The organism is Nonomuraea mesophila (assembly GCF_004352805.1).
GTDB classification, from domain to species: Bacteria; Actinomycetota; Actinomycetes; order Streptosporangiales; family Streptosporangiaceae; genus Nonomuraea; species Nonomuraea longispora.
The window spans coordinates 1-25,218 of the sequence record NZ_SMLD01000137.1 but is presented as its reverse complement, the minus strand read 5'-3'; the positions used below and the strand labels follow the sequence as shown (position 1 = coordinate 25,218).

At 70.9% G+C, this 25,218-nt stretch carries 21 protein-coding genes; 12 read left to right on the top strand and 9 right to left on the bottom strand.

Annotation, left to right across the window (positions count from 1 at the left end):
* On the top strand, positions 1-935 hold a 935-nt coding region (locus E1295_RS49215), incomplete at its 5' end, for a hypothetical protein (protein WP_166427573.1).
* Between the two features lie 10 nt (positions 936-945).
* Here the strand turns inward: E1295_RS49215 and E1295_RS35810 are convergent.
* Positions 946-2,187 (bottom strand): cytochrome P450, encoded by a 1,242-nt coding sequence (locus E1295_RS35810; protein ID WP_132637631.1) that lies wholly within the window; start codon positions 2,185-2,187, stop codon positions 946-948.
* Between the two features lie 235 nt (positions 2,188-2,422).
* Between E1295_RS35810 and E1295_RS35805 the strand changes: the two genes are divergently transcribed.
* Positions 2,423-3,499, top strand: a complete 1,077-nt coding sequence (locus E1295_RS35805) for a methyltransferase domain-containing protein (RefSeq protein WP_246080753.1) — start codon at positions 2,423-2,425, stop codon at positions 3,497-3,499.
* On the opposite strand, the gene E1295_RS35800 is transcribed toward E1295_RS35805, so the two are convergent.
* Together E1295_RS35800 and E1295_RS35795 are read right to left on the bottom strand one after the other, a co-directional pair.
* Complete coding sequence (locus E1295_RS35800; RefSeq protein ID WP_132637629.1) at positions 3,474-4,370, bottom strand: alpha/beta fold hydrolase; 897 nt, start codon at positions 4,368-4,370, stop codon at positions 3,474-3,476. The genes E1295_RS35805 and E1295_RS35800 overlap by 26 nt on opposite strands.
* Before the next feature lie 129 nt (positions 4,371-4,499).
* Positions 4,500-6,041, bottom strand: a complete 1,542-nt coding sequence (locus E1295_RS35795; RefSeq protein ID WP_132637627.1) for a GMC family oxidoreductase — start codon at positions 6,039-6,041, stop codon at positions 4,500-4,502.
* 184 nt (positions 6,042-6,225) lie between these two features.
* Between E1295_RS35795 and E1295_RS35790 the strand changes: the two genes are divergently transcribed.
* The 5 genes from E1295_RS35790 (at position 6,226) to E1295_RS35770 (ending at position 12,049) form a co-directional block, all read left to right on the top strand.
* Positions 6,226-7,761: a long-chain-fatty-acid--CoA ligase gene (locus E1295_RS35790; protein ID WP_132637625.1), complete on the top strand. Its 1,536-nt coding sequence runs from the start codon at positions 6,226-6,228 to the stop codon at positions 7,759-7,761.
* Positions 7,762-7,846: 85 nt separating this feature from the next.
* Positions 7,847-8,395 carry an AAA family ATPase gene (locus E1295_RS35785; protein ID WP_132637623.1) on the top strand — a complete coding sequence of 183 codons (549 nt, stop codon included), beginning with the start codon at positions 7,847-7,849 and terminating at the stop codon, positions 8,393-8,395.
* A gap of 159 nt (positions 8,396-8,554) precedes the next feature.
* The gene (locus E1295_RS35780; RefSeq protein WP_220449062.1) at positions 8,555-9,505 is read left to right on the top strand and encodes a phosphotransferase; all 951 of its coding nucleotides are present in this window, start codon (positions 8,555-8,557) and stop codon (positions 9,503-9,505) included.
* 288 nt (positions 9,506-9,793) lie between these two features.
* Positions 9,794-11,077 carry an extracellular catalytic domain type 1 short-chain-length polyhydroxyalkanoate depolymerase gene (locus tag E1295_RS35775; protein WP_132637621.1) on the top strand — a complete coding sequence of 428 codons (1,284 nt, stop codon included), beginning with the start codon at positions 9,794-9,796 and terminating at the stop codon, positions 11,075-11,077.
* Positions 11,078-11,392: 315 nt separating this feature from the next.
* Positions 11,393-12,049 carry a DUF6069 family protein gene (locus E1295_RS35770; protein ID WP_132637619.1) on the top strand — a complete coding sequence of 219 codons (657 nt, stop codon included), beginning with the start codon at positions 11,393-11,395 and terminating at the stop codon, positions 12,047-12,049.
* Between the two features lie 59 nt (positions 12,050-12,108).
* On the opposite strand, the gene E1295_RS35765 is transcribed toward E1295_RS35770, so the two are convergent.
* The 4 genes from E1295_RS35765 to E1295_RS52020 form a co-directional block, all read right to left on the bottom strand.
* On the bottom strand, positions 12,109-13,368 hold the full coding sequence (locus tag E1295_RS35765; protein ID WP_132637617.1) for an SAM-dependent methyltransferase: 1,260 nt from the start codon (positions 13,366-13,368) through the stop codon (positions 12,109-12,111).
* 7 nt (positions 13,369-13,375) lie between these two features.
* Positions 13,376-14,725 (bottom strand): FAD-binding oxidoreductase, encoded by a 1,350-nt coding sequence (locus E1295_RS35760; RefSeq protein WP_132637633.1) that lies wholly within the window; start codon positions 14,723-14,725, stop codon positions 13,376-13,378.
* 145 nt (positions 14,726-14,870) lie between these two features.
* Positions 14,871-15,839 (bottom strand): NAD(P)-dependent oxidoreductase, encoded by a 969-nt coding sequence (locus tag E1295_RS35755; RefSeq protein WP_132637615.1) that lies wholly within the window; start codon positions 15,837-15,839, stop codon positions 14,871-14,873.
* Positions 15,836-17,368, bottom strand: coding sequence for a serine/threonine-protein kinase (locus tag E1295_RS52020; RefSeq protein WP_281284792.1), 1,533 nt, complete (start codon positions 17,366-17,368; stop codon positions 15,836-15,838). Before E1295_RS52020 ends, E1295_RS35755 begins: the two co-directional genes overlap by 4 nt.
* Before the next feature lie 253 nt (positions 17,369-17,621).
* On the opposite strand from E1295_RS52020, the gene E1295_RS35745 reads away from it, so the two are divergent.
* Complete coding sequence (locus E1295_RS35745; RefSeq protein ID WP_132637613.1) at positions 17,622-18,743, top strand: CaiB/BaiF CoA transferase family protein; 1,122 nt, start codon at positions 17,622-17,624, stop codon at positions 18,741-18,743.
* Here E1295_RS35745 and E1295_RS35740 read toward each other — a convergent pair.
* On the bottom strand, positions 18,740-19,951 hold the full coding sequence (locus E1295_RS35740; protein WP_132637611.1) for an FAD-dependent monooxygenase: 1,212 nt from the start codon (positions 19,949-19,951) through the stop codon (positions 18,740-18,742). The genes E1295_RS35745 and E1295_RS35740 overlap by 4 nt on opposite strands.
* Before the next feature lie 85 nt (positions 19,952-20,036).
* Here E1295_RS35740 and E1295_RS35735 point away from each other — a divergent pair, with 85 nt between their 5' ends.
* Positions 20,037-20,555, top strand: a complete 519-nt coding sequence (locus tag E1295_RS35735; protein WP_132637609.1) for a TetR/AcrR family transcriptional regulator — start codon at positions 20,037-20,039, stop codon at positions 20,553-20,555.
* A gap of 27 nt (positions 20,556-20,582) precedes the next feature.
* On the opposite strand, the gene E1295_RS35730 is transcribed toward E1295_RS35735, so the two are convergent.
* Positions 20,583-21,035 (bottom strand): GyrI-like domain-containing protein, encoded by a 453-nt coding sequence (locus E1295_RS35730; RefSeq protein WP_132637607.1) that lies wholly within the window; start codon positions 21,033-21,035, stop codon positions 20,583-20,585.
* Positions 21,036-21,133: 98 nt separating this feature from the next.
* Here E1295_RS35730 and E1295_RS35725 point away from each other — a divergent pair, with 98 nt between their 5' ends.
* From E1295_RS35725 to E1295_RS35715, 3 genes are all read left to right on the top strand, one after another.
* Positions 21,134-22,573 (top strand): GuaB1 family IMP dehydrogenase-related protein, encoded by a 1,440-nt coding sequence (locus tag E1295_RS35725; RefSeq protein ID WP_132637605.1) that lies wholly within the window; start codon positions 21,134-21,136, stop codon positions 22,571-22,573.
* Positions 22,574-22,748: 175 nt separating this feature from the next.
* Positions 22,749-23,123: an FKBP-type peptidyl-prolyl cis-trans isomerase gene (locus E1295_RS35720; RefSeq protein ID WP_132637603.1), complete on the top strand. Its 375-nt coding sequence runs from the start codon at positions 22,749-22,751 to the stop codon at positions 23,121-23,123.
* Positions 23,124-23,517: 394 nt separating this feature from the next.
* Complete coding sequence (locus E1295_RS35715) at positions 23,518-25,041, top strand: ATP-dependent DNA ligase (RefSeq protein ID WP_132637601.1); 1,524 nt, start codon at positions 23,518-23,520, stop codon at positions 25,039-25,041.
* Positions 25,042-25,218 lie beyond the last annotated feature (177 nt).

Below are 25,218 nucleotides of genomic sequence, written 5' to 3'. Positions count from 1 at the left end.
CCCCCATGGACTCCCCCCACACTGACACGCCGCCCGGCGAGGACCAGGGCCCCAGGCCCGGTTCGAGCCTCAACCGCGACCCCTCCGACCCCGACCGCCGTTTCGTGACGGCGGGCCAGATCAGCGGGTCACGCACCCCGCCGCCCGAGCGCCAGCAGGAGCTCTGGAACACCGTCTTCGGCGACAACTACCAGGCCATGGGCGAGCAGGACGCCCTGGAGGACGAGCCGGGCAAACCCGTCTGGATGTACGCCCTCGGCAGTTCGGTGGCCGTCGCCCTGGTGATCGCCCTGATCTGGGCCTTCCTGGCCGGGCCGCTCGCGAGCGACGACCCCGCGAGCTCGAACGTCGCGGCGCAGCCCACCGCCACGCAGAAGCCGCGGGCCGCCAAGACCTCGTCCTCGATCGGGCCGCTGCCGAAATACTCGGGCAAGCCCTCCCCCGTCCTCGGCAGGATCCCGGACGCGCAGGCCCGCCTCTCGGTGCCGCGACTCGGCGGTGAGTGGCGGCTGGACCAGCGCGCCACGGTCAAGGCCACGTACGGCTTCGACACCCGCCAGTACGTCCAGGTCGCGCCCGAGCGGTACGCGCAGCTGATGACGGGCCCGCTGTCGCAGCGGCTGGCCTCCTACTACGAGCGGGACGACCTGGAGCCGGTCATCAAGCAGGTCGTGCTCTCCGCGCGCAGGAACTTCTTCCCCAAGGACAACAAGGTCCGCAAGATCGCCCAGCAGCCGATCAAGGTGGGCGACTCCACGGGACGGCTGATCGCCTACTCGCTGACGTCGCAGACCGAGAAGGCCACGATCGTGACGATGGCCGTCAACACCGGGGCCAACGTCCCGGCCATCGTCTACATGTCGATCCCGGCCCAGAACAAGAAGCTGCTGCCCGACATCCGCACGGTGATGAACCAGATCAGGGTGACCACCTGACGCCGGGCGGCTAGAAGGCGCACTCCATGTGCTTGATGCCGTTGATGAAGCTGGAGTGCAGGCGGTCCGGCTTGCCTCCCTCGATCTGCGGGACCCGGCGCAGCAGTTCTCGGAACATCACCGTGATCTCCCTCCTGGCCAGATGGGCGCCGAGGCAGAAGTGCGGGCCCGGGCCGCCGAAGCCGACGTGCGGGTTGGGGTCGCGGGTGATGTCGAAGCGCAGCGGGTCGGCGAACACGTCCTCGTCGCGGTTGGCCGCCCAGTAGAACAGGACGGCCTTCTCGCCCTCGCGGTAGAGGTGGCCGTTCATCTCGTGGTCGCGGGTGACCTTGCGGCGCATGAAGTTCACCGGGGAGGCCAGGCGAACGATCTCCTCCACGGCTCCCGGCGCGCGCCCCTCGATGTCGTCCAGCCAGAGCGCGCGCTGGTCAGGGTTGGTGGTGAGCAGGCGCAGGCCGTACGAGATGGCGTTCCTCGTGGTCTCGTTGCCCGCCACGACCAGCAGGATGAAGAACGAGCCCAGCTCCTGCATCGTCAGCCGCTCGCCGTCGATGTTCGCGTTGACCAGGGACGACGTCAGGTCGTTGGTGGGGTGGGCGGCACGGTGGGCGGCGAGGTCCTGCACCAGTTGCTGCAGCTCCATGCCTGCGGTGAGCAGGCGGTCGGCGATGCGGGTGAGGTCGCCGCCGGTGTATTCGGGGTCGAAGCCGCCGAGGATGACGTTGGAGCGGTCGAAGACGTACCGGTAGTCGCGCTCGGGGATGCCCATCATGTCGCAGATGATCTTCAGGGGCAGGCGGGCGGCGACTTCGGTGACGAAGTCGCAGCCGGGCCCCTTGGCGAGGAGGTCGCCCACGATGGCCTCCGCCGCGGCCTCGACGTCCGCCTCGAACTGTTTGATCATTTTGGGGGTGAACGCCCGGGAGACGATCCTGCGCAGCCTGGCGTGCCGGGGATCGTCCATGTTGATCATCGAGCCGAAATACTCGGCGAACTCGGCGGGCATGTCGGGGATGTTCGTCGCGCCGCCCTGGCCGGAGCTGAAGACCTCCGGGTTGCGGCTGGCCTCGAGGATGTCGGCGTGCTTGACCAGCGCGTGGTAGCCGGGGCCCTTGGGCGCGAAGGAGATCTCCATCTCCTCGAAGAAGGCGGGCGTCCCGCGCGAGCGAAGCCGCTCGAACGCCCTCTCGCGCTCTCCCATGGGCCTGGCCCAGAACTCGGGGTCCGACAGGTCGAAGTCAAGGGCGCTCATGTGGCCATCATTCGAAAAGTGGCCACTTACGTCAATGGTTGTGGCGTACACCGTACGTACCCGGTGAATACCGGGTCGCCCGCGATGCCGGGCGGGCGCTAAGGTGTGCCGCATGACGTTCTTCTTCCACCTCCGCTAGCGATCCGCCGGCGGGTCGCGGACGACCCACCGCCGGCGATGCGGGACGGCCGGGCAAGCGCCGTCCCGGGTCGCGACGTGGAAGAAGGACACGTAGGTGCACGCATTCCTACGTGCGGCGGGCGCTCGCATGCGGCCCGCCGCGCATGTTTTCGCCGTGGCCAGGGCCGTGCGCGGCATCGAGCCCCTGGTGGCAGAAGAGATCCAGCGTTCCAGCCTCGGACGGGTGCGCGGGCTGCGCCACCGGGAGGTGTGGTTCGAGCCCTCGCCGCAGGCCGACCTGCTGGACCTGCGTACGGCCGACGACGTGCTGATCGCCGCCGCCGTGGTGGACGGGATCGGCCACGAACGTTCGGCGTTGTCCCGGCTGGCCAGGGCGGCCCGGGGCCTTCACCCCGGCCGGCCCGCCCGGCCGGACGCGGGTGGGCTGGAGGTGTCGGCGTCGTTCGTGGGACGGCGCAACTACACCAGGTACGACATCGAGGACGCGGTGGGGGCCGAACTGGCCCGGCCGTCAGGGGTGCCGTACCACTCGCGGAGAGACGGGCGCCGGCCGCCGCCGGACGCGCTGTCGTGGCGGGTCACCATCGAGGGCGACCAGGCGGTGATCGCGCTGCGGCTGACGGACCGGCCGCTGCACCGCAGGCCGTACAAGACGGCCTCCGTCCGCGGGACGCTGCATCCGCCGGTGGCGGCCGCCATGGCGCGGCTCGCGCGGCTCGGGGACGCCCGCACGGTGCTCGACCCGTGCTGCGGGGCGGGCACCACGCTCATCGAGGCCCACGCGCTGGCGCCCCACCTGCGGCCGGCCGGTTTCGACCACGATCCCGCCGCGATCGCGGCGGCCACCGCCAACGCCCGGACCTCCGGCTCCTCGCCGTTCCTGTGGGGGGTGGGCGACGCCGGGCGGCTGCCCGTGGCGGACGGGTGCGTGGATCGGGTGCTGGTCAATCCGCCCTGGGGGCGGCAGGTGCCTCCCAGGGGAGCGCTGGCGCGCGGTCTCGGCCCGCTGTGGCGGGAGGTACGCCGGGTGCTGGCCGATGACGGGCTGGCCGTGGCGCTCGTCCACGACGGGATCCCGCGCGGGTTCGTGGTGGAGGAGACGCACCGGGTGAGCCTGTCGGGGCGGCACCCGGAGATCGCGGTGCTCAGAAAGGCCCGGAGCCGGGGGTGAAGCCCATCGGGCGGATCTGGGTCAGCTCCGCCGAGGACGCCGGGCCGAGCCAGTCGAGGATGAGCCGGTTGACCTCGGCGGGCCGTTCGAGATGGAGGAAGTGACCGGTGCCGGCCACCTGCTGCACCCGTGAGCCCTCGGGCAGGTGGCCGGGCGCGTCCCGCGTCAGCTCGGCGCTCAGGCAACCGTCCTGGGCGCCGTGCAGGTAGAGGACGGGCCCGGTCACCTTGGACTCGACCTCCGGATAGCGGCCGGAGGGCGGCGTGGTGCCGAGCATCGAGCGGTAGTAGCCGATGGCCGCGCTGAGGTTGGCGGGCGCGCCGATGCTGCGCCGGACGAACTCGAGGTCCTGGCGCGCGTCGTAGCCGGGCGACCAGTCGCGCCAGAGGTTGTCGAGGAAGCCGGGCCTGGAGGCGGCCGCCTCGGCCATGCCGGTCTGGAAGAGGAAGACGTAGAACGAGCGCTTGAGCTGGTCGTAGTCGAGGAAGCTTGAGCCGAGCACGCCGGGCGGCGGCACGGCGAGTGCCACGGCCCTGCGGAAGCGGCCGGCGGTGAGGTAGATGGGGAAGGCGCCCCAGTCGTGGCCGACGACGACCGCGTCCGCGTCGCCGCCGAGCTCCTCGTGCAGGGCGCGCACGTCGGCGACCAGCGCGGCCTGCTCGTACGCGCCGTCGGCGGGCACCTCGGTGGGTGCGTAACCGCGCATGAACGGCGCGACCGCGCGGTAGCCGCGCTCGGCCAGCGCAGGCATCAGGTGGCGCCAGGTGTGGGCGGTGTCGGGGAAGCCGTGCAGGCACAGCGCCAGCGGCCCCTCCCCCATCGTCAGGTACGCGAACTCCACCCCGTTGGCGTGGACATTCCTGATCTCCATGACTGCGAAACCTAGCATTCGGCCCGCCGCCGGAGCACCCGCCGCGAACGCGGTCGCGCTCCCACCAGGCCTGCGTGCCCGGATCACCGGCGTCGAGGACGATCCTGCGGGCGAGGTGGCGCGCCTACGTCATCCCGCGTTCCTGATCAGGTCGGCCGCCTTCTCCCCGATCATGACGGCCGGGGCGTGGGTGTGGCCGCGGTTCAGTGTCGGCATGATCGACGCGTCCACGACCCTGAGCCCCGCGACGCCGCGTACGCGCAGCTCGGGGTCCACGACGGAGGCGTCGTCGGTCCCCATGCGGCAGGTGCCGACGGGGTGGTAGAGGGTCTCGGCGCGCTCGCGTACCCACTGGGCCAGCTCCTCGTCGCTCTCCGGCCCCCAGTAGGGTGCCATCGGCTCACCCGCGTACGGCTTCATCGCGGCGGTGGTGAACACCCGCTTGGCCATCTTCAGCCCCGCCACCAGGCGCCTGACGTCGGTCTCCGCGGACAGGTAGGCGGGGTCGATCACCACGTCGCCGCCGCTCAGCCCGACCCTGCCGCGGCTGTCCGGCTGCAGCAGCACGACCCCGACGGTGAGCCCGTGGCCGTCCGGTTTGCTCAGGCCGTGGTCGACGAACGGCACGGGCGCGAAGATCAGCTCGATGTCGGGGGCGGGTTCGTCGTCGGAGGTCCTGATGAACGCCACGGCCTCGCCGACGTTGGTGGTGAGCATGCCGGAGCGCAGGACGACGTAGCGCAGCAGGTTGCCGAGCGACTCGGCGGCGGTCAGCGTCACCGGCTGCCGGCACTGCACGAAGACGCCGGAGGAGAGGTGGTCCTGGAGGTTCTTGCCGACCTCGGGCAGCTCGCGCACGACGGGAACCCCGGCCTCGCGCAACTCGCCGGCCGCGCCCACGCCGGAGCGCATGAGCAGGCCGGGCGAGCCGATCGTGCCGGCGGACAGGACGACCTCGCGCCTGGCCCCGATCCTGACACCGCCGTGCTCGACGCCCACGGCCCTGCGGCCGTCGAACACCACCCGGTCGACGGCCGCCCCGGTGATCACGTGGAGGTTGGGCCGTTTCATGGCCGGGCGAAGGTAGGCGTCGGCCGCGCTCCATCTGCGGCCGCGGCGCTGGGTGACGGGGGTGGGGCTGTAGCCCTCGTTGCCGCGGCCGTTCAGCTCGCTCAGCCGGGTCATTCCCAGCTCGTCGCAGGCCCGCAGGAAGGCGGCGGTGGTGACGTTGGGGCTGCGCAGCTCGGAGACGTACAGAGGGCCAGAGGTGCCGTAGACGCCGCCCTCGTTGCTGCCGACGCGGCGCTCGGCCCTCGTGAAGTAGGGGAGCACGTCGTCGTAGGACCAGCCGGGCACGCCCCACTGGTCGTAGTCGAGCTGGCAGCCGCGTACCCACATCATGGCGTTCATGGACGACGATCCGCCGATCACCCGGCCCCTCGGCCAGTAGAGCTCGCGGCCGGACAGCTCGGCCTGCTTGGCGGTGGTGAAGTTCCAGTCGTCGCCGGTCTTGAACAGCTTGGAGAAACCCGCGGGCACGCGGATCTCGAACTTGTCGTCCCGCCCGCCCGCCTCGACCAGCGCCACCGACACGTCCGGATCCTCGGAGAGCCGGCCGGCCAGCACGCAACCCGCCGACCCCGCGCCGACGATCACATAGTCGTACTCCATGAGCCCTCCTGAGCAGTGCTTCATCCTTGCTTACTCCAGGCGGAGGGGCGCGTCCATATCCCGTGGCGACCCTCGTGTCCCGCCCCGGGGGCCGTAGCGGGAGAAATCGTGGTTTTGCCCTACCGGCCGGTATGTTGCCCCTGCGAAGATGGCGCCGAAGCCTGCTGAGAGGGAGGAAGGCGTCATGCTCAATCTGTCGGTCGTCCTGGAGGACAGCGCCAGGAACACCCCCGACGGCACCGCGATCGTCTTCGGCGACATGCGGCTGCCGTACTCCATGATCGACACTGTCGCCAACCAGGTGGCCAACCTGCTGGTGTCGCGCGGGATCGGCAAGGGCGACAAGGTCGCGCTGGCGTGCCCGAACCTGCCGTACTTCCCGTTCGTCTACTTCGGCATCCTGAAGACCGGCGCCACGGTGGTGCCGCTCAACGTGCTGCTGCAGTCCCGCGAGATCGCCTACCACCTCGACGACAGCGACGCCAAGGCCCTGTTCTGCTTCGAGGGCACGCCCGAGCTGCCGCTGGGCGAGCGCGGCAAGGCCGGCTTCGAGGCGGCGGCGGGCTGCGAGCACTTCTTCGTCCTCCCCGCCACGCCGCTGGCGACCGAGTCGGAGCACGGCGAGTCGATCTGGGCCGCGCTCGGCGGGATGGCGGGCGAGTTCGAGACCGCGCAGACCACCGCCGACGACACCGCCGTCATCCTCTACACCTCGGGCACCACCGGTCAGCCGAAGGGCGCCGAGCTCAGCCACCAGAACATGCTGATGAACGCCATGGTCAGCGACACGATGTTCCCCGACAGCGAGGGCGGCGACGTCTATCTGGCGGTGCTGCCGCTCTTCCACTCCTTCGGCCAGACCGTCGTCATGAACACGGGTTTCCTGCGCGGCTCGGCAATCGTGCTGATGCCGCGCTTCGACCCCGGCGAGGCTCTCGAGCTCATGCGGAAGGAGAGCGTCACGTTCTTCGCCGGGGTGCCCACGATGTACTGGGGCATGCTCTCCAAGATCCACGCGGACGGCGTGGAGGTGCCGCGCTCCCTGCGCGTGGCCGTGGCGGGCGGGGCCTCGTCGCCGGTCGAGGTGCTCAAGGACTTCGAGCAGACGTTCGGCGTCGGCATCTTGGAGGGGTACGGGCTGTCGGAGACCTCGCCGGTGGCCAGCTTCAACCAGCCGGGCCGCCCCGCCAAGGCGGGCACCGTGGGCACGCCGATCTGGGGTGTGGAGATGAAGCTGGTCGACGGCGACTGGAAGACCGTCGAAGGGGAGGGCCCCGGCGAGATCGCCATCCGCGGCCACAACATCATGAAGGGCTATTACGGCCGCCCCGAGGCGAGCGCCGAGGTCATGCGGGACGGCTGGTTCAGGACGGGTGACATCGCGACCCGTGACGCCGACGGCTACTATGCCATCGTCGACCGCTCCAAGGACATGATCATCCGGGGCGGGTTCAACGTCTATCCGCGCGAGCTCGAAGAGGTGCTGATCACCCACGAGGCCGTGTCGCTCGCCGCCGTAGTGGGGGTAGCCCACGACTCTCATGGCGAGGAGATCAAGGCCTACGTCATCCGCACCCCCGGCGCCACGATCACCGAGGACGAGCTGATCGCCTGGTGCAAGGAGAACATGGCGGCCTACAAATATCCGCGCATCATCGAGTTCCGCGACGAGCTGCCGATGACGGCCACGGGCAAGATCCTCAAGCGGGAGCTGCGCTAGGTGCGGGGGGCCGGGCGCGAGCCACCCGCGCCCGGCCTGATCGGCGGCCTTGACTGTCACCACTGAGGAAAGGGACCGCTGCCGCATGCCCGACGTGCACGAACGCTACATCGTCATCACCGGAGGACCGGGCTCGGGGAAGACCACGCTGGTCGAGCACCTGGGCGCCCAGGGGTTCGCCACGCGGCCCGAGGCCGGCCGGGCGATCATCCAGGACCAGCTGGCGATCTCCGGCCGGGCGCTGCCCTGGGTGGATCCCGCGTTGTTCGCGGAGCTGATGTTGTCGTGGGACCTGCGGTCGTACCGCGCGCCCGCGGGGCCGGGGCCGGTGGTGTTCGACCGGGGGCTGATCGACACCATCGGCTACCTGCGGATGCTGGGGCGTACGGTGCCCCGCCACCTGCTCGCCGCCGCCGAGACGTTCCGCTACCACCGGCGGGTGTTCGCCGCGCCGCCCTGGCCCGAGATCTACGGGCACGACAGCGAGCGCAGGCAGAGCCTCGGGGAGGCCGAGCGGACCTACGAGGCGGTCGTGCGGGCCTACGCCGACCACGGATACGACGTGGTGACACTGCCGAGGACGCGGGTCGAGGAGCGAGCCGCGATCGTCGCCGCCGCGGCGGCCCAGTCGTGAAGAGTTCGGATGCCGGCACTGTTCGACCTGGACCACACGTTGATCGACCGGCTGGACGCGTTCCGGCGCTGGGCCGCCGCGTTCGCCTCCGAACGCCGGCTGGGCGAGGACGCATCGACTGGCTGAAATCATCCGCTTCGTACCGATAGCGTGGTCCGCGTGCGAGATCGGCCGGATGACGTCGACGAAGGGCTGCTGCGTCCCGCGCTGCGCGCGTGGGAGGTGCGGGCCACCACGCTCGACTACGCGCCCGTCGGGTTCGGCGACTATCACTGGGTCGCGGGCGACGGCGGCGGGCGGCGGTGGTTTGTCACGGTCGCCGATGTACGCCGCCGCACGTTCGACGGCCTGGCCCTGGCCATGGAGACGGCGGCGGCCCTGCGGGAGCAGGCGGGGCTCGGGTTCGTGGTGGCCCCGCTGCGCGCCTCCGACGGCACGACGCTGCGGCGGCTCGACCGCCACCGCTACGCCATGAGCGTCTTCCCCTACGCCGCCGGCGCCGCCGGCACCTTCGGCGACGAGCTGACGGCCTCCGAACGCGGCGCCGTCATCGATCTGCTGGCCGAGCTGCACGCGACACCCCCTCCGCTGCCGACCCCGCCGCGCCCGCCCGAGCTCGCCGGCCGGGGCGTCCTGGAGTCGTGCCTGGGCGAGCCGGACCGGCCCTGGCTCGGCGGCCCGTTCTCGGAGCCCGCCGGAGAGCTGATCGCCGAGCACGCGGGCACGCTGCGCCGGAGGCTGGCCGAGCTCGACCGGTTGGCGGGCACGCTCGGGGAGCCGGTGGTGACTCATGGCGAGCCGCATCCGGGCAACCTGCTGTGCGCGGACGGCCGGTGGTCCCTGGTCGACTGGGACACGGTCGGCCTGGCCCCGCCGGAGCGCGACCTGTGGCTGGTCGCCGGGGATCCCGGCGACCTGGCCCGCTACGCCGAGGCCACGGGCCGTACGCCGGACCCGCGGGCCCTGGCGTTCTACCGGCTGCGGTGGGCGCTCGACGACGTGGCGGAGTTCGTCGAGTGGCTGCGCTCGCCGCACGCGCGCACACCGGACGCCGAGCAGGCGTGGACCGGCCTGGCCGGCATTCTCGAGGAGCTGCGCGCGGCGTCCTGAACACCAAGCCCATTCTGTACGGCTGCGCCCAGTGAACCCCACCCACCGCCGTGGGTTCCCGGCCTTCCAGGGAGACGCTTACCAGCCTCACCTCTCCCCGCCGCAACGGCGCCCCGGCACGATCACCTTCGCCAACCCAGGACCGAAACTTTCACAGCGCCCCGCGCTCGTTCGCGCTTTCCGAGCACCTCAGCCTGCGCCCGCCAGGAGAGCTGCACCGACTGAATTGCCATGCTGAAAGTTTCGCTTCACACTCGCAATGTTTCAGCCGAGTGGAAGAAGAACTCGATGAACCTGACCGCCCGAATCGCAGGGGCCGTGACGGCAGCCGCGGCCCTCGTCATCGCCGGCCTGATCACGGCGTCACCGGCCTCCTCGGCCCAGCTGACGGAGGTGACCGGTTTCGGCGCCAACCCCACCGGCCTGCGCATGCACCTGTACGTACCCGACGGCGTGCCCGCCCGCCCGGCCGTCCTCGTGGCCGTGCACTACTGCACCAGGTCCGGCCCCGCCTTCCACTCCGGCACGGAGTTCGCCTCGCTGGCCGACCGGCACAAGTTCGTGGTCATCTATCCGTCGGCGACCAGGAGCGGCTCCTGCTTCGACGTCTCCTCGCCGCAGGCGCTGCGCCACGACGGCGGCAGCGACCCCGCCGGGATCGTCTCCATGGTCAGGTACGTCCAGCAGCGCCACGGCGGCGACCCCGACCGCACCTACGTCACCGGGGCGTCGTCCGGCGGCATGATGACCAATGTCCTGATCGGCGCCTACCCCGACGTGTTCAGGGCCGGGGCGTCGTTCATGGGGGTGCCGTTCGGCTGCTTCGCCACGACCGACGGATCGAGCTGGAACAGCGCCTGCGCCAACGGCCAGGTCAGCAGGACGCCGCAGCAGTGGGGCGACGCGGTACGGGCCGCCTACCCCGGCTACAACGGCCCCAGACCGCGCATGCAGATCTGGCACGGCACCGAGGACGGCACACTGCGCTATCCGAACTTCCAGGAGCAGATCAAACAGTGGACCGACGTCCACGGCCTGAGCCAGACGCCCAGCCTCACCGACCGGCCGCGGGCCAACTGGACCAGGACGAGGTACGGCGGCACCGGGACCACCCCACCCGTCGAGGCCGTCAGCATCCAGGGCGTCGGCCACAACCTGCCCCAGAGCGGGATGGCCGCCGCGGTCATCGACTTCTTCGGCCTGTCGGACGGCGGCGACCCGACCGCCTCGCCCACCGTCACGCCGGATCCTCCTGGCACGTGCCGGGTCGCGTACACCATGAACAACTGGAACGCCGGCTTCACGGCGGTCGTGACGATCACCAACACCGGCGCGTCCCCGATCGGCTCGTGGGCCCTCACCTTCACGCTCCCGCCCGGCCAGAGCGTCACCTCCGCGTGGAACGCCACCGTCTCCCCCGCCGCAGGCCAGGTCACGGCCACGAACGCCCCCTACAACGGCACCATCGCCCCGGGCGCGTCGGCGTCGTTCGGCTTCCAGGCCACCCACGGCGGCGACACCGCCGAACCCGGCTCCTTCGCCCTCAACGGCGCCGCCTGCACGACCGCCTGACAGGAGCGCGACTTTACCCGCACCCCATCGATTCCCTACAGTAGGTAGCCGTCCGGCCACGTTGAGGAGCGACCAGGCAAGGAGAGCACGTGGGCAGGCACGCGAAGCCCCGCAAACCCGAGGAAGATCCGCAGGAGTCCCAGGAGGACTCCGGCCAGGACGAGCAGCACACCAGCAGGGGAAAGCACGCGAAGAAGCCGAGCTAGCGATCCGGCCCATCCATAGGCATGGGTGGGCCGCTCCCCCGCACTCCTCTTGACGGCGCGTGTAAGGTGCTCGAAGCGCTTGACCAGCACCCGCGACAGAGGTGAATTCATGTCATACCCCTCACATGATCGCTATGATCGCCGCCCTTCGGCCGGGCCACGGGTCAACCCGGCGCGCGTGTGGGGAGGAGGGGCCGCCGCGGCCGTCGTGGCCGCGCTGGTCGCGGTGGTCGGCGTGATGATCAGCAAGAGCCTGCTCGGCATCCGCGTGATCGCCCCCGACGGCGACCCCGTCTCCGGCAGTGCGGCGACCACGGGTTACGCGATCTCGGCCGCGGCGGCGGCGCTCGTGGCCACGCTGCTGCTCTTCGTCCTCATGCTCTCCACGCCGGAGCCGGCCAAGTTCTTCGGCTGGATCGCCGGGCTCTTCGCCGTCATCATCACGATCCTGCCGTTCATGCACTCCGCCGACCTGCTGGAGCAGATCGCCACGGCCGCCATCAACCTTGTCATCGGCATCGCCATCGCCTCGCTGCTGACCTCGATCGGCCGCACAGCTCTGGAGGAGGCGCCGGCCCCCGAGCCCTATCCGTACGAGCAGCCCAGGGGATACGACCCGCGCGGCTATGACCAGCCCAGCGGCTATGACCGGCCGCACTACGAGCAGCCCCGCCACGATCGCCAGGGTTATGAGCGCCCCCGCTATGAGCAGGGCGGCTATGGGCAGCGCGGCTACGAGCGCCGCGACCACGACCCGTACGACTAGCGGGCCGTACGACTAGCGGGATCGTGCGGGAGAGCTCGCGGGCCCTCCCGCGCGGCCCGTCACGGCCAGTCGACCGCCGGCCGGAGCGGCACTCCCGACCGGCCGTTCCGGTCGAGCTTGACGCCCAGCACCTGGTGGAGCTGCACCTTGTTGCGCTCGAAGCCGACGATGCAGCCCGCCATATAGAGGGCCCACACCCGGGCCGTGCCCATGCCGACCTCCTGGACCGCGTCGTCCCAGTTGGCGTCGAGGTTGTCGCACCAGTGCCGCAGGGTCTTCGCGTAGTGCTCCCTGAGGTTCTCCTCGTGGCGGATCTCGAAACCGAGGTCCTCCATCTGCCTGATCAGCAGGCCCACCGACTCCAGCTCGCCGTCGGGGAAGACGTAGCGGTTGATGAAGCCGCCCTTGTTGAAGGTCTTCTCCTTGCCGGTCGGCCGCGTGATGCAGTGGTTGAGCAGGCGCCCGCCGGGCTTCAGCTTGCCGTTGAGGAAGGAGAAGTAGGCGCCCAGGTTGGCCTTGCCGATGTGCTCGGTCAGGCCGATCGAGCTGACCGCGTCGAACCCGCTCTCCTGGACGTCGCGGTAGTCCATGAAGCGGATCTCCGCCAGGTCCTCCAGGCCGGCGTCGGCGATGGCCTTCTGCCCCCACTCCGCCTGCTGCTTGCTCAGCGTCACGCCGAGGGCCTTGACGCCGTAGTGCTGGGCCGCGTGGATGACCATGCCGCCCCAGCCGCAGCCGACGTCGAGCAGGCGCATCCCCGGCTCCAGACCGAGCTTTCGGGCCACCAGGTCGAACTTGGCGTACTGGGCCTCCTCCAGCGTGGAGTCCTCGGAGGGGAAGACGGCGCAGGTGTAGGCCATCGACGGGCCCAGCACCCACGAGTAGAACCGGTTGGAGACGTCGTAGTGGTGGTGGATGGCCTCGGCGTCGCGCTGCTTGGCGTGACGGGAGCCGAGCCTGGCAAGGGCGCTCTGGCGCATCTCCTGCGGGGGCGGCGGCACGCGCATGAGCAGCGGCTTCATGCCCAGGGCCCGCACGGCCGCGAGTTTCTCCGACGTGGTCAGGTCGTTGGTGGTGATGTTCCACATGCGGTCGAGCAACGTGTACAGGTCGCCCTGCACGTCGATGTGCCCGGAGACGAAGGCCCGGGCCAGGCCCAGCTCCCCTGGTGCCTGGGCGAGGTAGGCCACCGCGATCGGAGACTTCACCTCGATGGCCAGGTCGGCCCCGTCCGGCCCGGCCTTGCTGCCGTCATAGGCCGTGAACGCGACGTTCGCGTCAGTGCCGACGATCTTCTCGAAGATGGTTGCCAGCGCCATCCGTGTTTCACCTTCCCCGTACACACTTTTCGTACAGGTCCAGCAGGCGACCGTTCGGGTCGTACTCCCGCTTGACCGGCCAGTAGGCCTCGCCGTTGTACAGCTGCCAGAACTGCTCCGGGGCGTAGAAGGAGGTCGAGTAGAGCGACTTGTGCCCGTCGAGCTCGTGGACCGACCGCTCGATGAGCCGGTTGTAATAGCCGTCGAACTGCCCCCGCGGCAGCGGCACCATGCCCCAGAATCCGAAGTTGACGTACAGCTTTCCCGGCTCCAGCGGATAGAGCGGCCAGCGGGAGCCGGCGCGGAGCGGGCACATCCACACAGGTGTCATGCCCACCTTGTCGTGGAAGAAGTCGAGGAACTCGGCGCCGCGCTCCACCGGGACCTCGACGTCCTGGATCACCGACTCCTGCACGGGCTGGTCGCGCCAGCGGTCGACGCGGGCGGTCAGGCCGTGTTTCCGGTCGAGCGCCACCAGCCTGCGGTAGACGTCGGAGCGCATGTAGCGGCGCGGCATGAGCGAGCGGATCATCGGCTGCTGCACGCCGAAGGCCCGCGAGCACCAGAACCAGTCGGTGTCCCAGCGCCACAGGTAGTCGCGGACGGTCAGCCAGTCACGGCTGCGCCGCCTGATCGACTGGTAGTAGATGCGCATCCCGGTGTAGTCGGAGACGTAGGGGGCGCGGTCGGCGAAGCGGCCGAGCGTCAGGTACATCTCCCCCGGTGTGAAGAAGACACCGTCCACGAAGTCGACGCTCTCGCCGTCGTGCACCATGGTGTCGCAGATCTCCTGCATGGCCAGCATGCACTTGCCCGCGTCGGTGAACCTGACGTGCGTGAGGTGCACGTACGGCTGCACCTCGCGCAGCCTGATGCGGATGCGCAGCGCGTAGCCCAGCGTGCCGTAGGAGTTGGGGAACGAGCGGAAGAGCTCGCTGTGCTCGTTGTCCTCGCGGGCCACGACGACGCGCCCGTCACCGGTGAGGATCTCGAGCTCCTCGACCGACTCGTGCGGCAGGCCGTCGCGGAAGCTGGTGGACTCGATGCCGAGCCCGGTCACGGCCCCGCCCAGCGTGATGGTCTTGAGCTGCGGGACGACGTAGGGCATGAGCCCGTGCGGCAGCGTGGCGTCGACCAGGTGTTCGTACGTGGTCATGCCCTGGACCTCGGCCGTCATGGTCTCCGGGTCGACGCTGATGACCTGGTCGAGGTCACGGGCCGAGAGCTTGGCCGTGCGGCCCTGGTCGCGGAACCTGAAGAGGTTGGACGTCGACTTGGCCAGCCGGGGCGCGGCGCCGCCTGGGATGTCCGCGTAGGACTGCCGGATCTGCTCCACTGCCCGCTGGTGTGTCGACATCGTCGTCGTCACGGAAGCACCCCCTTGCGCCGGTAGAGATCGCCCGTAAGACGTTATCTCTCGCGGACGGTCCGGAACAGACCGGGGTCGTTAAAGACACGAAAACTGTTTATCGTGCCAGGTGAATCGCTCGTGCGACAGGCGATTACGTAAACTTTCTGGAGATCACCGGGTCTGCGCCGTTCACCACGGCGTCCACCGGTCCGCCCTCGACGGCGGCGGCCAGGTTGTCCAGGGTGGCCGTGAGCAGACGGCCGGTGGCCTCCGGGGTGACGCCGGCGACGTGCGGGGAGAGCAGTACGTTCGGCAGGTCCCGCAGCGGATCGCCGGGCGGCAGTGGTTCCACGTCGAAGACGTCGAGCGCCGCGCCCCCGAGGTGGCCCGAGCGCAGCGCCTCGGTGAGGGAGGGCTGGTCCACGACTCCTCCCCTGGCGGCGTTGATGAGCAGGGCTCCCTGCTTCATGCGCGCCGGGCCGACCAGGCCGCGGGTCTCCTCCGACAGGGCGATGACGACGACCACGACGTCCGCGGTGGCGACGAGCGCGTCCAGGGGCTCGAAACCGGGGTCGGGGCGCGGCGTGCGGGTCCAGTACGACACCTCGCAGCCGAGCGCGCGGAACAACGTGACGCACTGCGCGCCGATCGGCCCGTAACCGACCACGCCGACGCGCCGGCCGCGCAGCTCGTGGGGCTGCAGGCCCTGCTGGGGCCACTCGCCCGCGCGCACGGCCGCGTCGGCGGCGGCCAGCTTGCGCGACAGGGACAGCGTGGCGGCCAGGCACCACTCCGCCACTGCGACGGCGCTGACGCCCCGCGTGTTGGCCAGCGGCACCCCGGCCGCGGCCAGCGCGTCGAGGTCGTGGCCGTCGACGCCCACGGACGGCTGCTGCACGAACGCCAGCATGGGCGCGGCCTTGACCGCTTCGGCGTCCAGCGTGAGCGTGCCCGTCCAGTCGCCGAGCACGATCTCCGCCTCCGGGAGCGCCGCCAGGAGCCCGGCGCGGTCGCGGGGCGCCGGGACGCGCACGCTGACCCGGTCGCCGAGCGGCGCGAGCAGGCGGCGCATCACCTCTTCGGGCAGCGGCGGGAGGGCGAGCAGGTTCCAGGGTCTCATGCGCCTACGGTAAAGCTGCTGATCACCTGCCGCATCAGCTCCTGGTTGCGGCGCCACTGCCCCTCGGTGACCGTCCAGGACAGGATGTAGGCGGTGTCGCCGATCGCGACCGCCCTGCGCACCTCGCGGTAGCGCACGCCCGGCCTGACCCAGCGGGCGTCGCCCACCTCGCCGGCCGTCCAGGAGAACTCCCATTCCACAGCCCTGACGCCCTGGTGGGTGACCCGCCTGCGCCCGCGGTCGACGACGTCGACCGCGTTCTGCTTGAACGTCTCCTCGGAGTCGCGGATGATCTGGTGCGGGTCCAGCTCGGCGTAGACGGCCTCCACCCCGAGGTGCGCGCGGCTGTCCCTGCGGGTCCATTCGGTGTACGCCTCGGCGAGCGCGCCCCGCCAGCCCGTCGGCCGCATGATCGACCAGCCGTCCCGCGACTTCCACGCCCGCACGATCGGGACGGCCCTGCTCACGCTCGGCGTGGGCGTCGGCGAGGGGGTCGGCGTGGCCGTGGGGACCGGGGTGAGCGGGCTGCTGACCGCGGCCGGGCGCGTGGTGGTGCGCGGCGTGCCCTCCGCGGGGGCGGCGAACTCGAGGTAGGCGACCGTGCCGCCCGCGATCACCAGCACCGCCGCGGCGCCGGCCGCGAGCAGCGCCCGGCCGCGGCGCCGGCCCGGCTTCGTGTCGTCGAGGTGGTGGTCGTCGTTCGACGGCCGGGCCGCCATGATGGCCGCGAACAGCCGGTCGGCCTCCTCGGCGTCGATCCGGTCCTCGGGCTCCTTCTGCAGCAGGCCGCGCAGCACCTCGTGCAGGGCCGGCGGGATCCTGCGGTAGTCGGGCTCCTCGTTGAGCAGCGCGTTGAGGGTCGCCATGGGGTCGCCGCGCTCGAACGGCGAGCGCCCGACCATGCAGGCGTACAGGGTGGCTCCCAGCGACCACAGGTCGGAGGCGGGCCCGGCGTCGGCGGCGCGGACCCGTTCGGGCGCGAGGAAGCTCGGTGAGCCGGTGACCATGCCGGTCTGGGTGAGTGACGCGTCGCCCTCGGCGGTGGCGATGCCGAAGTCGGTGAGCACGGCCCGGCCGTCGTCGGCCAGCAGGATGTTGCTGGGCTTGACGTCCCGGTGCAGGATGCCGGCCTCGTGCGCCGCCTTCAGCGCGGACAGCACCTGACGGCCCACGCTCGCCGCCTCACGCACGGGCAGGGCGCCGGTGGTGAGCACGACCTCCTCGAGCGACGGGTGGCGTACGAGCTCCATCACGATCCACGGCCTGCCACCGTCCTCGGCCACGTCGTAGATCGCCACCACGGACGGGTGGTTGAGCTGGGCCGCGGTGCGCGCCTCGCGGGCCGTACGCAGGAGCTGCCGCTCCTGGTCGGCGGGCGAGAAGCCCTCGGGCAGCAGCAATTCCTTGATGGCCACCTGCCGATTGAGCAAGGTGTCGCGGCCTTCCCAGACCACGCCCATCCCCCCGCGGCCCAGTTCGCGCAGCAACTGGTAGCGCCCTGCGATGAGGTGGTTGCTCTCCGAAACCATGTCCTACCCCTGTAGCGGCGCGCACCCGCCACGGGACGACCGCTGGACGCGGCTGTCCGTGGAGGCGCGAACGCCTTCTGCAGACAACCACCGGACGCGGCTGCCCGTAGACCATCCGAACAGTGGGCAAGTTTCCCATACCTCCCCCATCTTCGCGGGACGGTCGCGAAGGTCGCGGGGCTCGGAAGGGCGGCTTGCCACGGGCGACCGAAGGTTGTTCTACTGGAGCTGGGTTCACACCGAGGAGACGTACATGCCTGATGATCGCCGCGGCCCGCTGGCCGGAGTGCGCGTGCTGGAACTCGCCGGACTCGCCCCAGGGCCGTTCGCCGGGATGATGCTAGCCGATCACGGCGCGGAAGTCCTGCGTGTGGACCGTGTCAGGGCCGTTTCCGACCGGCCGCGCGCCGACGTCATGGACCGCGGCAAGCACACCGTCGGGCTCGATCTGAAGGCTTCCGAGGGCGTGTCGGCGTTCAAGGAACTGGCGCGGCACGCCGACGTGGTGATCGAGGTGTTCCGGCCAGGGGTGGCCGAGCGGCTCGGCATCGGGCCGGACGACCTGCACGCCGTGAACGAACGGCTGATCTACGGCCGCATGACCGGCTGGGGGCAGGACGGGCCGCTCGCCCCCACGGCCGGGCACGACATCGACTATGTCGCCATCTCCGGCGTCCTGTCGATGCTGGGCCGCGAAGGGGACAAACCGACGCCGCCGATCAACATCCTCGGCGACTTCGCCGGCGGCGGGCTCATGCTCGCGTACGGAGTGCTGCTGGCCCTGTTCGAACGCGAGCGCACCGGCAGGGGCAGGGTGATCGACGCGGCCATGGTCGACGGCGCGGCCATCCTGTTCTCCATGTTCTACCAGGCCGTGCAGGGTGGCCACTGGGGTCCGCGCGGCACCAACCTCCTGGACACCGGCGCCCCGCAGTACGACACCTACGAGACGGCCGACGGCGAGTACGTCGCCGTCGGGTCGCTGGAACCGCAGTTCTGGGAGGCGATGGTCGCCCTGATGGGCCTGACCGACCTGCCCGACAGGAACGACAGGTCGCAGTGGCCGGCGCTGAAGGAGCGCCTCGCGGCGGAGTTCAGAACGCGGACGCGGGCCGAGTGGGAGGCGCTCTTCGAGGGTTCGGACGCGTGCGTCTCCCCCGTGCTGTCCATGGCCGAGGCCGCCGCGCACCCGCACAACGTCGCCAGGAACTCCTTCGTCGAGGTCGGCGGCGTCACCCATCCCGTGCCCGCACCCCGCCTGCAGGGCGTGCCCGCCCAGGACCTGTCGCCCGCCACCCGCCAGGCCGACCTGTCCGGCTGGGGGCTGTCGCAGGAGGAGGCGGACAAGCTGCGCGCGCAGGGAGTGCTCGCCTAGCGTGCCCTCGCCGCGGTGTAGTCCTTCGGCGTGATCGAGTCGTGCAGGCGTACGCCCTTGGCGCCGGCCTTGCTCACCGCCCTGGTCACGGCCGCCGGCAGGTGGCCGACCAGTCGCGCGCCCTGGGCCAGCGCCCACAGCTGGAACCGGCTGCCGGGCACCAGGCTCCTGGCGGCGGAGACCGCGAAGGCCCGGCTGCGGCGTACGTACGCGCCGATCTCCGCCTCGTAGGCGGGGAAGGCCCGTGTGTGGTCGCCGTCGTGGGCGGCCAGCTCGCCCGCCAGGACGTACGCCCCCACGACCGCCAGGCTCGTGCTGCCGCCCACGGCCGGTCCCGGACAGTAGCCGGCGTCGCCGGCCAGCGTCACCCTGCCGCGTGACCAGGTGTCCATGCGGAGCTGGGTGATCGAGTCGAAGTAGAAGGCCTCCGCACGGTCCAGCTCCTCCATGAGCCGCGGCACCTCCCAGCCCGCGTCGGTGAAGTGCGCACGCAGCCATTCCTTCTGGCGGGCGACATCCCTGTGGTGGCAGTCGAGCGGCTCCGGCGTCCTGAACAGGAACACCGCCCGCGCGTCGGCCAGCTGCCGCGCGCCGTACAGCGCGGCCATCCTGCCGACCCCCACCAGGCCCTCCATCCGGCCGTCGAGCCCCAGATAATCGGGCACCGAGGCGACCGCCAGGTAGGCGCCGATCCACTCGGTAAAGCGCGACTCGGGGCCGAAGACCAGGCGGCGCACGTTGGAGTGCAGGCCGTCGGCGCCGATCACCAGGTCGTACGCGCCCGTCCTGCCGCTGTCGAAGACGACCTCCCCGCCGTCCGAGATGGAGGCGATGGAGTCGCCGAAGACGTAGCCGACGTCGTGGCGGGTGGCGTCGTAGAAGATCTCGCTCAGGTCGTCGCGCATGATCTCGACGTGGCGGTCGGAGACCGCGGAGAAGACGCGGCGCGCGTCCACATTCACGGGGCGGGCGCGCCCCTCCCTGTACATGGTGAGCAGCTCCGTGCCGGTTTTCCTGGCCAGGACCTGCTCCAGCACGCCCATCTCCTCGACGATGTCCATCGCGGGCCGGAACAGGTCGACGGCGTGGCCTCCCGCCTTCCGTAGCGCGGGAGCACGTTCCACGACCGTGACCTCGAAGCCGTACCTGCGCAGCCAGTACGCCAGCGCCGGGCCCGCCACGCTCGCACCCGAGATGAGGACTTGCACCGCACTTCTCCTTACTTAACGGATGGTAAGTGCGAGGCTAGCATGTGTCCTTACTTAACGGAAGGTAAGCGATAGGCTTGGGCCCATGTCCAGTGACACCAAGGCCCGCATCCAGGCGGTCGCCCGCGAACTGTTCGTCGAGCAGGGCGTGCGCAACACCAGCCTGCGCCAGATCGCCGACCGGCTGGGCATCACCAAACCCGCGCTCTACTACCACTTCGCCTCGCGCGACGACCTGGTGCGCAGCATCGTCGCGCCGATGATCGACGACAACGACAGGTTCGTCGCCACGCGGGCGCCCGGCGACCCGCACGAGCTCCTGGGCGACTACTTCGAGCTGATCTGGCAGCACCGGCAGGTGCTCGTCATGGTGATCAGGGAACTGGCCACGCTCGGCCAGCTCGACCTGGCCGAGCGCATGTTCGCATGGCGGCGCCGGCTCGTCACCCTGCTGCTCGGCCCGGACCTCACCCGCGAGCAGCTCATCAGGGCCACGGTGGCGCTCGGCGGGATAGCCGACTGCGCGGTCGAATACGCCGACCTGCCGATCGAGGAGGTCAAGCCGACGGCCGTCCGGGCGGCCGCCGCCGCGCTCGACCTCTGAGCGCCGCCCGGCCGCCGCCGGGGCCGGTCAGAGCGCGATGTACAGGTCGGCTCCGTCGCGGTGGTGCACCTCCAGGTCCGTGGTGAACGCGCGCGCCGGCGAACCGCCCGACTCGGCGTACTGCCGCACCTGCTGCCACGCCTCCGCCAGCGCCTGCGGCATCGAGCCACGGGCCTCCAGCTTCAGCGACTTCGCCGCCGGCACCCGTACGGCCACCATGCCCTCGGGCAGCCGCGGCACCGTACGCACGTTGATGCCCACGATCTGGGTGAAGGCCCCGTTGTGGTCGCTCTCGTAGTCTGTCAGCACGGCGTAGAGGTTCTCGTCGACCCGTCCCGGCACGTGCGCGAAAGCCCCCGGCGCACCCGCCCTCTTCCACAGCGCGGGCAGCTTGGCCCGTGCCGGATCCTTCTCGTCGGCGTTCGTGGTACGCACGGCGAAGCCGACCACGGTCAGCTCAGCCCGTTCGGTGACGTCCACAGGCCCTCCCTCCCCCAAAAGTGTCCCGGCCGATCATAAGCCCCCGAGAAAGGGGGAAACCTCTTGGCACACCCTGTCACCACATAAGATGGATGAACGTGAAATTTCTCAACGACCTCGAGCCTCCGTACGATTTGACCTACAGCGACGTGTTCATGGTCCCGTCGCGTTCCTCGGTCGGCTCGCGGCTCGCGGTCGACCTCTCGTCCAACGACGGCACCGGCACCACCATCCCCCTCGTCGTGGCCAACATGACCGCGGTCGCCGGCCGGCGCATGGCAGAGACCGTGGCCCGCCGCGGCGGCATCACCGTGATCCCCCAGGACATCCCGCTGGACGTCGTGGCCGACGTGGTCGACTGGGTCAAGAAACGTGACCTCGTCCACGACACGCCGCTCACCCTCACCCCGCACGACACGGTCGGCGAGGCGCTGCGCCTGCTGCCCAAGCGGGCGCACAACGCCGTCATCGTCGTCGACTGGGACAACCAGCCCGTCGGCGTCGTGACCGAGGCCGACTGCGAGGGCGTGGACATGTACACCCAGCTCTCCGAGGTCATGTCGAGCGAACTGCTGACACTGCCCGCCGGGCTCGACCCGCGCACGGCCTTCGACCGGCTGCACGAGGGCCGGCACCGGCTGGCGCCCATCGTCGACGCCGACGGACGGCTGGTCGGCATCCTCACCCGCATGGGCGCGCTGCGCGCCACCCTCTACCAGCCCGCCGTCGACCCCCAGGGACGCCTGCGCATCGCGGCGGCCGTCGGCGTCAACGGCGACGTCGCCGCCCGGGCCAAGGAACTCATCGACGCCGGCATCGACTGCCTGGTCGTCGACACCGCGCACGGCCACCAGGACAAGATGATCTCCGCCCTGCGCGCCGTCAAGGCGCTCGACACCCCCGTGCCCGTGGCGGCCGGGAACGTGGTGACCGCCGAGGGCGTGCGCGACCTGGTCGACGCCGGGGCCGACATCGTCAAGGTCGGCGTGGGACCCGGCGCCATGTGCACCACGCGGATGATGACCGGGGTCGGCCGGCCGCAGTTCTCCGCCGTCGTCGAATGCGCGGCCGAGACCCGGCGGCTGGGGCGTCACGCCTGGGCCGACGGCGGCGTGCGCCACCCGCGCGACGTGGCCCTGGCGCTGGCCGCGGGGGCGTCCAACGTGATGATCGGATCCTGGTTCGCGGGGACGTACGAGTCGCCGGGGGACACCCGTACCGACGCCAACGGGCGCAAGTACAAGGAGAACTTCGGCATGGCCTCCGCGCGGGCCGTCCGGCTCAGGACGGCCGACGACTCGGCGTTCGAACGGGCCAGGAAGGCGGTGTTCGAAGAGGGCATCTCGACGTCCAGGATGTACCTGGATCCGAAGCGGCCCAGCGTCGAGGACCAGATCGACGCCATCGTGGCCGGGCTGCGCTCGGCGTGCACGTACGCGGGCGCCTCGAACCTGGAGGAGTTCCACCAGCAGGCGGTCGTCGGGGTGCAGAGCTCGTCCGGCTACGCGGAGGGCATGCCCCTGCACCAGAGCTGGTGAGCGCCGCGACTCGTCGCCACGGTGACGGCGAGACACGGTCCCGGGCGGATCAGGTGGCCGGCGGGCCGTAGATCTCCGGGATGCCGCGCCTTCCCCCTCCCCGGCCGTGAGCGCACACCGAACCGTGAGGCCATAGAGTCGTCGGGTCAGTTCTCATACCCGACAGGAGCACTTCGTGGCACTCGAGAAGCCCGAGATCGACTTCCCCGGGGGCAACCCGCCCGCCGACCTGGAGATCGTCGACCTGACCGTCGGCGACGGCGAGGAGGCCAAGTCCGGCCACAACGTACGCGTCCACTACGTGGGCGTCGCGTTCTCGACCGGGGAGGAGTTCGACGCGTCGTGGAACCGCGGCGAGGCGTTCGAGTTCCCTCTGGGCGGCGGCCGGGTCATCGCCGGCTGGGACCAGGGCGTCGCGGGCATGAAGGTGGGCGGCCGGCGGAAGCTGGTCATCCCGCCGCACCTCGGCTACGGCAGCCGCGGCGCGGGCGCCCGCATCAAGCCCAACGAGACGCTCATCTTCGTCGTCGACCTGCTCGGCGTCAGCTAGCGTTTCCCTCCTTCCGGGAACGCCCTCCACGGCCACCCGGTCGGAAGCCGGTCCCGAAGGCCACCTTCCAGCACAGGGGCACCCTTCGGGCCCGGCACAGGCCCGACGCCTCCGGCCGCGTACGAACCGCCGCGAACCGCCGCCGGCGTTTCCGGGGCCGGGCAGAGGCGCTGCGCACGAGCCACCACAGGTTCGAGGCGAGCACGGCCCGAAGCAGGCACGGCCCGAGGCAGGGCACAGCCCGATCGAGCACCGCCCGAGGCAGGCACCGCCCGAGGCGGGCACGGCTCGCGGGGCGCTCAGGCTCCTCCCGGGCGCGTGAACCGGGTGAATCACAGTAAATCCTTGCGACCCGGTGGGCGGAAATGTCGGCCGCGTGAGGCACCATAGGCGTGTGCTTCTGATCGACGTGGTGCGGGTGTCCGAGGCGGTGGCGCGCACGTCCTCCCGGCTGGGCAAGATCGGTCATCTGGCGGAGCTGCTGGGCCGGGTCGGCCCCGACGAAGCGGAGATCGCGATCTCCTATCTCTCGGGCGAGCTGCCCCAGCGGCAGGTGGGCGTCGGCTGGCGCACGCTGGAGGATCTCCCGCAGCCCAAGCTGGCCGCCACCGCCACGCTGACCGCCGTCGACGCGTTGCTGAGCAGGATCAAGGCGGTGTCCGGGCAGGGGTCGCAGGCGGCGCGCAGGACGCTGGTGGCCGAGCTGTTCGCGGGGCTGACCAGCCAGGAGCAGCAGTTCATGCGCCGGCTGCTCCACGGGGAGCTGCGGCAGGGCGCACTCGACGGGGTGATGATCGAGGCGGTGGCCAAGGCGTCGGGTGCCCCGGCGAGCGACGTCCGCCGCGCGCTCACGCTGCGCGGTTCGCTCCCGGCGGTCGGAGCCGCCGCGCTGGCCGGCGGAGTGACGGCGCTACACGCGTTCCGGCTGGAGGTCGGGCGGGCGGTCTCGCCCATGCTGGCGGGCAGCGCGCCCAACGTGGCGGCCGCCCTGGAGAAGGCGGGCACGCCCGCGGCCCTGGAGTGGAAGCTCGACGGGGTCCGTGTCCAGGCGCACCGGGCGGGATCGGAGGTCAAGGTCTTCACCCGCACTCTCGACGACATCACACCGCAGGTTCCCGAGCTGGTCGAGGCCGTGCTGGAGATGCCCGCGGACGATCTGGTGCTCGACGGCGAGGTGATCGCCCTGCGTCCCGACGGGCGGCCGCACGCCTTCCAGGTGACGGCGAGCCGGGTGTCCAGCAAGACCGACGTCGCCCGGCTGCGTGAGCGCACGCCGCTCAGCGTGTTCTTCTTCGACGCGCTGCGGGCCGACGGCGCCGACCTGCTCGACCAGCCGTACGCACAGCGCCAGGAGGCGCTGGCCCGCCTGGTCCCGCCGGATCTGCTGACCCCGCGGCTGGTCACCGGCGAGGTGGCGCAGGCCGAGCAGTTCTTCACCGACGTGGTGAAGGCCGGCCACGAAGGGCTGGTGGTCAAGTCCCTGGCCTCCCCCTACGCGGCGGGCCGCCGCGGCGCCGGCTGGATCAAGGTCAAGCCGCGTCACACGCTCGACCTGGTCGTGCTGGCCGCCGAGTGGGGCCACGGGCGGCGTCAGGGCAAGCTGTCCAATCTCCACCTCGGGGCCAGAGACCCCGAAGGCGGCTTCGTGATGCTCGGCAAGACGTTCAAGGGCATGACGGACGAATTGCTGGCCTGGCAGACCGAGCGTTTCCTTGAGCTCGCCGAGGGCCCCACGGACGGCTGGACGGTCCAGGTGCGTCCTGAGGTGGTCGTGGAAATCGCCTTCGACGGGGTGCAGCGTTCACCCCGCTACCCGGGCGGCATGGCCCTCCGGTTCGCCCGCGTCCTGCGCTACCGCCCCGACAAACGGGTCGAGGACGCCGACACGGTGGAGACCGTACGCGCGCTGATGTTGTGATCCGTACGGCCTGCCCGCACAGGCCGTCGGAGGATCCGACGCGGTCACACCCTCGACAGGCGGCCCCGCACCTTCGGGGCACGGCCGAGAACGCGCACAGACCAGCACCCACGCAACCGGAAGTGCGCACAGAACCACCAACCACGCAACACAACCGCGAAAGCGCCCAGAAGCGCC